The organism is Xanthomonas axonopodis (assembly GCF_001304695.1).
In the GTDB taxonomy this organism is placed as follows: Bacteria; Pseudomonadota; Gammaproteobacteria; order Xanthomonadales; family Xanthomonadaceae; genus Xanthomonas; species Xanthomonas axonopodis.
In genome coordinates this window covers 26194-35891 of sequence record NZ_JFAQ01000037.1, presented here as the reverse complement: position 1 = coordinate 35891, position 9698 = coordinate 26194, and the positions used below count along the sequence as shown (strand labels likewise).

At 66.4% G+C, this 9698-nt stretch carries 8 protein-coding genes and 2 pseudogenes; 8 read left to right on the top strand and 2 right to left on the bottom strand.

The genetic code is table 11. From position 1 onward, the window contains the following. The 4 genes and pseudogenes from XAXN_RS22675 to XAXN_RS03960 all read left to right on the top strand — a co-directional run. Positions 1–363 (top strand): hypothetical protein (locus tag XAXN_RS22675; protein WP_054318586.1); only part of this gene is annotated, 363 nt, incomplete at its 5' end. A 249-nt stretch (positions 364–612) separates the two neighbouring features. After that, the gene (yoaA, locus tag XAXN_RS03970) at positions 613–2655 is read left to right on the top strand and encodes a DNA repair helicase YoaA (protein WP_054318585.1); all 2043 of its coding nucleotides are present in this window, start codon (positions 613–615) and stop codon (positions 2653–2655) included. Then, positions 2652–3377: a tRNA (adenosine(37)-N6)-threonylcarbamoyltransferase complex dimerization subunit type 1 TsaB gene (gene tsaB / locus XAXN_RS03965; RefSeq protein WP_054318584.1), complete on the top strand. Its 726-nt coding sequence runs from the start codon at positions 2652–2654 to the stop codon at positions 3375–3377. Before yoaA ends, tsaB begins: the two co-directional genes overlap by 4 nt. Next, positions 3374–4281, top strand: a pseudogene (locus tag XAXN_RS03960) (ADP-ribosylglycohydrolase family protein). The gene tsaB and the pseudogene XAXN_RS03960 overlap by 4 nt, the downstream one beginning before the upstream one ends. Before the next feature lie 289 nt (positions 4282–4570). On the opposite strand, the gene XAXN_RS03955 reads toward XAXN_RS03960, so the two are convergent. Next, a complete protein-coding gene (locus XAXN_RS03955) occupies positions 4571–5431 on the bottom strand; it encodes an energy transducer TonB (protein ID WP_054318583.1) in 861 nt (286 codons plus the stop codon). Further along, positions 5369–6047 (bottom strand): annotated as a pseudogene (gene gshB / locus XAXN_RS03950) (glutathione synthase); the annotation flags it as partial. The gene XAXN_RS03955 and the pseudogene gshB, both read right to left, overlap by 63 nt. A 236-nt stretch (positions 6048–6283) precedes the next feature. Between gshB and pilG the strand changes: the two are divergent. The 4 genes from pilG to XAXN_RS03930 are packed head-to-tail and all read left to right on the top strand — an operon-like array spanning position 6284 to position 9671. Further along, the gene (gene pilG / locus XAXN_RS03945) at positions 6284–6685 is read left to right on the top strand and encodes a twitching motility response regulator PilG (protein WP_005913706.1); all 402 of its coding nucleotides are present in this window, start codon (positions 6284–6286) and stop codon (positions 6683–6685) included. Positions 6686–6702: 17 nt separating this feature from the next. Next, on the top strand, positions 6703–7065 hold the full coding sequence (locus XAXN_RS03940; protein ID WP_042824204.1) for a response regulator: 363 nt from the start codon (positions 6703–6705) through the stop codon (positions 7063–7065). Next, positions 7065–7595: a chemotaxis protein CheW gene (locus tag XAXN_RS03935; protein ID WP_054318582.1), complete on the top strand. Its 531-nt coding sequence runs from the start codon at positions 7065–7067 to the stop codon at positions 7593–7595. The genes XAXN_RS03940 and XAXN_RS03935 overlap by 1 nt, the downstream gene beginning before the upstream one ends. A gap of 39 nt (positions 7596–7634) precedes the next feature. Next, positions 7635–9671, top strand: coding sequence for a methyl-accepting chemotaxis protein (locus XAXN_RS03930; RefSeq protein WP_054318581.1), 2037 nt, complete (start codon positions 7635–7637; stop codon positions 9669–9671). Positions 9672–9698 lie beyond the last annotated feature (27 nt).

Genomic DNA, 9698 nt, shown 5'->3' with positions numbered 1-9698 from the left:
GGGGGGGCGCCGCTCTTCCGCCTTTTGGGCGCCGGCGAGCAGATGGCCCAGCTTCACGCTGCAGGCCACTGGTATCCCACGGCGGTCACGCTTGCGATCGCCATCGTATTGGCCATCTGGGGTGCATACGCACTCTCGGCCGCAGGCGTACTCCGGCCGCTTCCGCTACGTCGAACAGTCCTGGCGGCGGTCACAGTTGTTTATATCGTTCGGGGTGCGGCGTTCGTCCCGGTGATGGCATATTTCCCTGGCAACAGCATGACGTTCTGGGTCGTGAGCTCGTCGATCTGTCTCGCCATTGGCTTGGTGCATCTTGTGGGGCTTCGCCAGCCGTGGGGCAGGCTGCGTAGGCGTTCGGTCTGACAATTCGTTCAAGCCGACGCCACTTCGCGGCGCGGCTTAATTCAGGCGATCCGAGTCTGCCGAGCGCGCTGTCCATCGGTTCACGCCGCCGCGCGCTCTTCCGGCCTAGGGCGGGTATGCGCAGCGCGCTGACCTAGCGTGCGCTGCGGCGATCCCGGCGGCGTTCAGCGGCTTGCCGCGTGCCGATCCGGCAGCATCGCCGCGCACGCGCTAGGCTGTCGTGCTTCCTGTCGCTTTTCGTTCGGTCCCATGTCCCAACTTGCCACTGCCAGCATCGAAGCGCTCAGTGAGGGCGGGGCGCTTGCGCGCCAGCTCGACGCGTTCGCGCCACGCGCTGCGCAGTTGCGGCTGACCGGAGCCATCGCCGAAGCGTTCGAACAGCGCGATGTGCTGTTGGCAGAGGCCGGCACCGGCACCGGCAAGACCTACGCCTACCTGGTGCCGGCGTTGCTGTCGGGGCTGAAGACCATCGTCTCCACCGGCACGCGCGCGTTGCAGGACCAGCTGTTCCATCGCGACCTGCCGCGGGTGCGCGCCGCGCTGGGCGTGGGGCTGCGCAGTGCGTTGTTGAAGGGGCGCGCCAACTACCTGTGCCAGTACCGCACCCAGCAGGCGCGTGGCGAACCGCGCTTTGCCACGCCCGAACAGGTCTCGCAGTTCCAGCGCATCGTGGCCTGGAGCGGGCGCACCCAGTTCGGCGACATGGCCGAGCTGGAAGCCTTGCCGGACGACTCGCCGCTGCTGCCGATGGTGACCTCCACCGTCGACAACTGCCTGGGCACCGACTGCCCGTTCTACAGCGAATGCTTCGTGGTGCAGGCGCGCCAGCGTGCGCAGGCGGCCGATCTGGTGGTGGTCAATCACCACCTGCTGCTGGCCGATCTGGCGCTCAAGCAGGAGGGCTTCGGCGAAATCCTGCCGGGTGCGCAGGCCTTCGTCATCGACGAGGCGCATCAGTTGCCGGAACTGGCAGCCAATTTCTTCGGCGAAAGTTTCGGCATGCGGCCCTGGCAGGAGCTGGCGCGCGATTGCATGGTCGAAGCGCGCCTGGTTGCCGGCGCGCAGGCCAGCCTGCAGGCACCGATCCTGGCCCTGGACGAAGCCTTGCGCAGCCTGCGTGCCGGGATGGAAGGGCTGCCGCCGCGCGGCACGCAATGGCGTGCGCTGGCCAAGCCGCAGGTGCGCGAAGGGTTCGATGCCGTGCTGTCGTCGCTGGCACGGTTGGGCGAATCCCTGCAGCCGTTGCGTGAGGCCTCACCGGGCTTCGACGGCTGCACGGCACGTGCGCAAGAAGCGTTGAATCGCCTGTCGCGCTGGCTGGGCGAAGACCTGCCGGTGGCCGATTTCGCGCAGGATCCGCCGAAAGAGACGGTCGACAACGATGTGCTCTGGTACGAACTCAGCCCGCGCGGCTTCCGTTGCCAGCGCACGCCGCTGGATGTCTCCGGCCCGCTGCGCGAACACCGCGAAAAATCCCACGCGGCCTGGATATTTACCTCGGCCACGCTGGCGGTGGGCGGCGAGTTCGACCACATTGCGCAGCGCCTGGGTTTGAGCGACCCGGCAACCTTGCTGCAACCCAGCCCGTTCGACTGGGCGCGCCAGGCCTTGTGCTACCTGCCGCCGAATCTGCCCGATCCTGCCGCGCGTGGGTTCGGCACTGCCCTGATTGGCGCGCTGACGCCGGTGCTGGAAGTGTCCAACGGCCGTGCGTTTTTGCTGTTCGCCTCGCACCGTGCGCTGCGCGAAGCGGCAGAGGCCTTGCGCGGCGCACCGTGGCCGTTGTTCGTGCAGGGCGAGGCGCCGCGTGCGACCTTGCTGCAGCGGTTCCGTGATTCCGGCAATGGCGTGCTGCTGGGCTCGGCCAGTTTCCGCGAGGGCGTGGACGTGGTGGGCGACGCCTTGAGCGTTGTCGTGATCGACAAGCTGCCATTCGCAGCACCCGACGACCCGGTGTTCGAGGCACGCCTGGAGGCGATCCGTCGCGACGGCGGCAACCCGTTCCGCGACGAGCAATTGCCGCAGGCGGTGATCGCGCTCAAGCAGGGTGTGGGGCGGCTGATTCGCAGCGAAACCGACCGTGGCGTGCTGGTGCTATGCGATCCGCGACTGGTGAACAAAAGCTACGGCCGCACTTTTATGACGTCGCTGCCGCCGTTTGCGCGCACGCATGCCATTGCTGATGTGCAGGCGTTTTTTGGCGTTGAACCGGCGGTGGGCGACAATGGCATGCTCGCGTTGCCGGTCGGCGACGACCGGTTTTCTTCATTCCTGATTGCGGTTCTGTCATGAACGTCCTTGCCTTCGAGACATCCACCGAAGCCTGTTCCGTCGCCCTGCGTGTAGACGGTCGCGTGATCGAGCGCTTCGAACTGGCGCCGCGCCGCCACGCCGAACTGGCGCTGCCGTGGGCCGAACAATTGCTGGCCGATGCAGGCATCGCCCGTCGCCAGCTCGATGCGATCGCGGTCGGCCGCGGCCCCGGCGCGTTCACTGGCGTGCGTCTGGCGATCGGCATTGCGCAAGGGATCGCACTGGCGCTGGACCTGCCGGTGCTGGCCGTTTCCACGCTGCAGGTGCTGGCCCTGCGTGCGCCTGCCGAGGCGAGCCAGGTGCTGGCCTGCATCGATGCACGCATGGGCGAGGTGTATGCCGGTGTCTTCGCGCGCAATGGCGACACGTTGCTGGAACTGGCACCGGAAGTGGTGTGCGCGCCGGACGCGCTCGTGCTGCCCGACACCGGCAGCGCAACGGGCATGGCCGGCGTCGGCACCGGCCTGGCGGCTGCCGATGCGCTGCTGCAACGGCGCTTTGCCGCGCGCTTGACCAGCGTCGATGCAGCCGCCCTCCCGCGTGCGGCCGATCTGCTCACGCTCGCGGTGCCGGCCCTGCGGCGCGGCGAAGGCGTGGCGCCGGAGCGGGTCGAACCTGCCTACCTGCGCGACAACGTCGCACTCACCCTGGTCGAGCAACAGGCCGCCCGCGCGGCGAAGGCGGCCGGCGCAACACCATGACCGACGCTGCCCAGCGCGCGCGTTTTCGCGGTTGCCTTGGCTCGGTCTTGCGGTGGGCGATGCGCTTGGCGCCACGCTGGAATTCTGCGTGCCGGGCAGCTTCACGCCGATCGACGACATGCGCGGCGGCGGCCCGTTCGCCTTGCGGGCGGGGCAATGGACCGACGACACCTCGATGGCCTTGTGCCTGGCGCACAGCCTGCTGCATCGACAGGGGTTCGATGCGGCCGACCAGATGAACCGCTATTGCAACTGGTACCGGCACGGTTATCTCAGTAGCACTGGTGCCTGCTTCGATATCGGCGCGACCGTGCGTCAGGCGCTGGAGCGCTATCTGGAGGTCTTCAGCGGTAGCACCGATCCGCGCTCGGCCGGGAATGGCTCGTTGATGCGGCTGGCGCCGGTGGCGATGTATTACGCGCATCGTCCTGACGGACTGGCCGATCGTGCGGCCGACAGTTCGCGCACCACTCATGCCGCTGTCGAAGCGCTGGATGCGTGCCGGCTGTTCGCGGTCCAGCTGCGCGCCGCGCTGCTTGGAGGCACGCGCGATCAGGTGCTGCGCGCGCAGCCGGAAACGTCGCTGACGCCTGCAGTCCACGCCTTGGCGATCCGCGATCATATGGCCGTGCCCGCAGCGCAGATCCGCGGCACGGGGTATGTCGTCGATTCGCTGTCGGCAGCGCTGTGGTGCTTTGCCGCCACCGATAGCTTTGTCGAGGTCGTGCTGCGTGCCGCCAACCTGGGCGACGATGCGGACACCACCGCGGCGATCTGTGGGCAGCTTGCCGGCGCGTTTTACGGCATCGAGGGCATCCCCGTCGCCTGGCGCGAGCGCGTGCAGGATGCCGCAGAAATCGTGGCGCTAGCCAACCGGCTGCATGCGGCGGCATCAGGGGCCTGAGCCCGCAGTGACAGCCGAAGATGTCGGGACGTATAGGGCATGCGACAGGTGCTGCGCCGGTACCGCGTGCTGCCCCGGATCGGCAACCGGTCACGGATGATCCTGCGCCGGCACGGGCGTACGCCTGTGCCGCTGCACGCGCTGGCCGCATGTCGATCGCTCCTGGCCGCGCAGGCAGATGCGCCTGCTCCTGCCGTCGCGCAGGTGCCGCTGCGCTCTCGGTCTCTACCCGGTCAGTGTCGCCACATGCTCGCGCGGTGCGCCATGCGATCAACCTACACGCACCGTGTTACCGATCGTCGTGCAGCTCGCCGCCGGGCAGGAACAGCCAGGTGCGCGTGACCTGCAGGATGTCCACATCGTCCTTGGTCTTGGGCAGTGGCGGAAACGGCTGCGCCAGTTGCACCACGCGCAACGCGGCATCGTCGAGCAACGGCACCCCGCTGGAGATCAGCACGCGGCTGCTTTCCACGCTGCCGTCGCGGCGCACGCCCACGCTGATCACCACCTTGCCACCCAGCCGGCGGCGGCGGGCGTCGTCCGGATAATTCAGATTGCCCACGCGCTCGGCGCGGTTCACCCAGGCACGCAGGTAGTTCGCGTACGCGTATTCGCGGGTACTGGCCGAGACGAACTTGCGGTTTGGGCGCTTGGCGTATTGCTCCGAGCGTAGATGTACTTCGGCGGCGAGCCGGGCCATTTCGGCATCGTGCTGGATGCGCTGCGCCTCGGCCGGGGAGAGCGGGTCGGTCTGCGGATTCGGCTGCGGCGTCGGCACGGCCTGTTCGCCACGCCGGCTGGTCACCACCCGGGTCTGGGTCGGCTCGGGCGCGTTCACGCTGGTGGCGCGTTGCGCCTGTGGCGCCAGCCCGGTGCGGTCCTGCGGCACCAGGCCCGGCTGGCTGTCCCGGGGGCGCTGCGCGGTGTCGTGATCGCCGCCGCCCTGCTGGTTTGCCTGGGCCAGGAAGTCGGCCTGCTTGGGCGTCAACGGCGTGCTGGTCTGGCTGAAGATCACATCCAGCGTCGGCACCAACGGTGCGTCCTCGCTGACGGCAAACCCCACCCCCAGGATCAGCACGCCGTGCAGCAGCAGCGAGGCAGTAATCGACCGGCTCGCCGTCCACCAACAGGATGCGCTTGTCGCCGGCAGTGATGTCGGGGATGAAGCGCTGCGCCAGGGTCAGTTTGCGGTTGCCGTCGGTCAGCGTTTCCAGGATCACGTTGAGGTTGGGGTCGCCGGTGCCGCTGCGGAAGATCGAGCGTCCGCCCATGCCGTCCAGCGGCTTGAGCACCGCCTGCCCATGCTCCAGCACGAATGCCTTGAGCGCGGCGGCATCGCGGCTGACCAGGGTGGGCGGGCAGCATTGCGGAAACAGCAATGCGGCCAGCTTCTCGTTGTAGTCGCGCAGGCCTTGTGGGTCGTTGACGATCTGCGCCCCGGCGCGCTGCGCCACGCTCAGCACCTGGGTGTCGTAGACGAACTCCGCATCCACCGGCGGGTCCTTGCGCATCAGCACCACCTGCCCGGGGCCGAACGCCAGTTCGGCGAACTCGCCCAGCGTGAACCAGCTGGTCTTGTCCTCGCGCACGCTCAGCGGCGCCACCTGCGCCACCGCGCGCCCTTCGCGCAGGCTGAGCGCGAAGGGGCGCACGTAGTGCAGGCGGTGGCCACGGCGCTGGGCTTCCAGCAACATGGCAAACGTAGTGTCTTTGGCGATCTTGATGGAGGCGATGGGATCCATCACTACAACGACGTCGAGCGACATGGGGCTAAACCTTTCGAACCAGCTGCCGATGGTAACTTCAAGCGATGGGCGATGGCGCGCCCGGCGGGTCGTAGTGCGCGACTTGCCGGCCGGGACGCACCCAGACGTGGTCGGAACGTCCGCCTGGCGGGGCCCCGGCAATACGCCCTTGACAGTGGATGCGGGTCTTGGGATATACATGTAGCTTCGTGGCGACGTCGGAAGGGATGACGCGTCGCGCGCCCGGGGATATTTGCATGAGTGAAAACATTGCTGCGGGTGGGGAACTCGCAGGGCTGAAGGTGATGGTCATCGATGATTCGAAAACCATTCGCCGCACCGCCGAAACGCTGCTGAAGCGGGAAGGTTGTGAAGTAGTGACGGCAACGGATGGTTTCGAGGCACTGGCCAAAATTGCGGACCAGCAACCTCAAATCATTTTTGTCGATATCATGATGCCGCGCCTGGACGGGTACCAGACGTGCGCGTTGATCAAGGGCAACCAGCTCTTCAAATCGACGCCGGTGATCATGTTGTCGTCCAAGGACGGCCTGTTCGACAAGGCGCGCGGCCGCATCGTCGGTTCCGAGCAATATCTGACCAAGCCGTTTACCCGTGAAGAACTACTGAGCGCTATCCGCACGTACGTCCACGCCTGACCAGGGGGAAAGGCAACATGGCTCGAATTATATTGATCGAGGACTCGCCCACCGATAGGGCAGTCTTCAGTCAATGGCTGGAAAAAGCAGGCCATACGGTCGTCGCCACCGATAATGCAGAAGAGGGGCTTGAGCTGGTTCGCAGCCAGGCACCCGATCTTGTGTTGATGGATGTGGTGTTGCCCGGTATGAGCGGCTTCCAGGCAACCCGTGCACTCGCACGCGACCAGGCCACCAAGGACATCCCCGTGCTGCTGGTCAGCACCAAGGGCATGGAAGTCGACAGGGCCTGGGGTTTGCGACAAGGTGCCAGCGACTACATCGTCAAGCCGCCGCGCGAAGACGACCTGATCGCGCGCATCAGACAATTGGTGCGTTGATGCGCTCTCCATTCGACATTCTCGAAGACTACGAACATCGTAGTCTTGCGCACGCCACGCCGCTGCCGGAACGCCAGTTCTCGGCCGACATCTGGCGCGGTGTGGGGTATCGCGTTGGTACCCGGCGACTGGTCTCGGACTTCCGCGACGTGGCGGAAATCGTGCCGATGCCGCCGGTCACTCCGGTGCCGGGCGCACAGCCCTGGTTGCTGGGCGTGGGCAACCTGCGCGGCAATCTGTTCCCGGTGATCGATCTGAAGCAGTTCCTGGAGGGCCGTCGCACGGTGCTGCAGGAAGGCCAGCGTGTGCTGATCATGCGTCAGAGCGGCGGCGACGTCGCGCTGACCATCGATGAGCTCTACGGCCAACGCAGCTTCGAGCAGGTCCAGGCGGTGGAACCCGGCGAGTTGGCGCAAGGCCGCTACGCCCATTTCATCGACCGCGCCTTCCGCAACGAGACGCAGGACTGGGGTGTGTTTTCCCTGGCGTTGCTTTCGCGCACTCCTGAATTCCGGCAGGCCGCGGCCTAAGCCGCGACCCCGCCACGTCCTACAGATCGAGGTCGAACCATGAGTACCGCCCCGGACGCCCGCAAGACCAACAAGCTCGGCAGCGTCAGCACCAGCTTCTGGCTTGGTTTGCTGGTGTTGTCGATGATCGTGTTTGGCGCCAATACCGGCGTCGCGACCTGGCAGGGCAGTCGTCTTGCCGGTGCCGGCACCGGCGCGGCCGACTTGCAGGTGCTTTCGCAGCAGCTGGCCAACCAGGGCCGCGAAGCGGTGTCCGGCGACGCCAAGGCCTTTGCCGCCTTCAAGGGAACCAAGGGCCGCATCGACAGCAAGGTCAGCGAGCTGTATGGCCGTTACGGCCAGGAAAGCTCGATCGCCAGCTCGATGGCGCAGCTCAAGACGACCTGGGTACCGCTGAGCAAAAACGCCGATCAGGTCATCGCCAGCGAACCGGCGGTGCTCGGTCTGGCCGGCAACGCAGAGCGCTTCTCCGGCAGCGTGCCGCAGTTGCAGGCGCAGTTGAACGAAGCGGTGCGCGCGATGACGGTCAGCGGCGCGCCTGCCTCGCAGATCTACAACACGCTGCAGCAGGTGGTGGTCGCCGGCACCATGGCACGCCGGGTCACTGAAATGCGCGCCGGTGGCGCCAATGCAGACGCCTCGGGCGACGCACTGGCACGCGACTCGGTGGTGTTCACGCAGATGCTCGAAGGCCTGCGCACGGGCAACGAAGAACTCGGCATCGCTGCGGTGCGCAACCCGGCCGCGTTGTCGGCGCTGGAGCAGTCGCAGGCGCAGTGGACGACGATGAAGAAAGACGTCGACGCCATCCTCGCCAGCTCGCGTAACCTGTTCGCCGCACAGTCCTCGGCCGCCGCGCTGACGGCTGGCTCGGGCAAGATGCTCGAAGACAGCAAGAAGCTGTTCGATGCCTTCTCGGCGTTCGGTTCGGTGCGCGACACGCGCCTGTTCCCGAACTTCTGGCTGGGCGTGGTGTCCGGCCTGGTGGCGCTGCTGGCGATCATCGGCTTTGTGTGGAGCTCGGTGCGCGTGCGGACCCGCGAGCAGGACGTGCGCTACCAGTCGCAGGTGGAATTCAACAGCCGCAACCAGCAGGCGATCATGCGGCTGCTGGACGAAATCAGCTCGCTCGGTGAGGGCGACCTGACCGTGGAGGCCTCGGTGACCGAGGACATGACCGGTGCGATTGCAGACGCCATCAACTACGCCGTGGACGAACTGCGTCACCTGGTGACCACCATCAACGACACTTCCGCGAAGGTGGCCGTGTCGACTCAGGAAACCCAGGCCACGGCCATGCAGCTGGCCGAAGCGGCCGGCCAGCAGGCTAACCAGATCACCAATGCGTCCGAGCGCATCAGCGAAATCGCTGCCAGCATCGAACAGGTGTCGCGCAACTCCACCGAGTCGGCCGAAGTGGCGCAGCGCTCGGTGGTCATCGCCGCCGAAGGTGCCGGCGTGGTGCGCGAGACGATTCAGGGCATGGACCAGATTCGCGACCAGATCCAGGAAACCTCCAAGCGCATCAAGCGGCTGGGCGAATCCTCGCAGGAAATCGGCTCGATCGTGGAACTGATCAACGACATTTCCGAGCAGACCAACATCCTGGCGCTCAACGCCGCGGTGCAGGCAGCATCGGCCGGCGAAGCCGGTCGCGGTTTCGCTGTGGTGGCCGACGAAGTGCAGCGCCTGGCAGAACGCACCTCCGGTGCGACCCGACGCATCGAAGGGTTGGTGCAGACCATTCAGGCCGATACCAACGAAGCGGTTAGTTCGATGGAACAGACCACCTCCGAAGTGGTGTCCGGTGCGCGTCTGGCCGAAGACGCCGGCACCGCGCTGACCGAAATCGAGCGCGTGTCCAACGCCTTGAACAACCTGATCAAAAACATCTCCATCGCTGCGCACCAGCAGTCGGCCGCAGCGACGGATATCACACAGACCATGGGCGTGATCCGACAGATCACCAGCCAGACATCGCAGGGTGCAGAGCGGACGGCCGAATCGATCGGCAACCTGGCTCAGCTCGCTGCCGATCTGCGCCGTTCGGTCGCCGACTTCAAGCTGCCGGCGTGACCACGACGCGGAACTGGAAAGGATCAG

Bases quoted from the DNA above. Each gene is read 5' to 3' on its own strand.
- yoaA (WP_054318585.1), top strand. From the start codon at position 613: ATGTCCCAACTTGCCACTGCCAGCATCGAAGCGCTCAGTGAGGGCGGG.
- tsaB (WP_054318584.1), top strand. From the start codon at position 2,652: ATGAACGTCCTTGCCTTCGAGACATCCACCGAAGCCTGTTCCGTCGCC.
- pilG (WP_005913706.1), top strand. From the start codon at position 6,284: ATGAGTGAAAACATTGCTGCGGGTGGGGAACTCGCAGGGCTGAAGGTG.
- XAXN_RS03940 (WP_042824204.1), top strand. From the start codon at position 6,703: ATGGCTCGAATTATATTGATCGAGGACTCGCCCACCGATAGGGCAGTC.
- XAXN_RS03935 (WP_054318582.1), top strand. From the start codon at position 7,065: ATGCGCTCTCCATTCGACATTCTCGAAGACTACGAACATCGTAGTCTT.
- XAXN_RS03930 (WP_054318581.1), top strand. From the start codon at position 7,635: ATGAGTACCGCCCCGGACGCCCGCAAGACCAACAAGCTCGGCAGCGTC.